This window comes from Alistipes sp. AF14-19, from assembly GCF_003461645.1.
Lineage (GTDB): Bacteria > Bacteroidota > Bacteroidia > Bacteroidales > Rikenellaceae > Alistipes > Alistipes shahii.
Genome location: NZ_QTXM01000056.1, coordinates 1 through 562, shown reverse-complemented (window position 1 = coordinate 562; position 562 = coordinate 1). Strand labels below are relative to the sequence as shown.

The following is a 562-nucleotide window of genomic DNA, read 5'->3' as shown; positions in this document are numbered from 1 at the left end:
TTGATTTATCAGATATTTCTCCCCATATGATTTTTGGCTTAGAAAAATCCTCCCAATAACTGATGCTATCTTGTGTTTCAAACCACTCGTTACTAGTTTTCTTTCGGGCTTTTATTTTTTTGCCATTAACAATATGAGTTTCTCCTGTTTGTTCTAAACGCTCTATGCCAATTGACAGAAGATAATTTTTCACCGCAGGATAACTTTCTATATCATAATGCCGCGAAGGAAATGTGGCTATAATCCACAAGTCCGCCCATTCATATTCATATCTCTTGATATCCCTGCCACGAAGAATCGGTCGTATAAGTTCAGCCGTCCGAACACGCTCGCCTTCTGTCTGGCAATTCGCCAATATCTCATCACGCTTTTCGGTAGATATGATAAACGCATCGTTATACCCGGTAAGGACTCCACGATAAATGTTTATATCCCAATCTTTGAGTGGTGTACCAATAGATTCAATCTTACGCCTGATACTTTGTTCAATGGGAGACAATATCACCCACGGGATAGAATCTGCAAAGTTACACTTCACGCCTTGTTGCTGCACGAAATCGCT

The 562-nt window shown here is 40.2% G+C and carries 1 pseudogene; it reads right to left on the bottom strand.

The features are described 5' to 3' along the window. A pseudogene (locus tag DWW03_RS16380) lies at nt 1–562 on the bottom strand (class I SAM-dependent DNA methyltransferase); the annotation flags it as partial.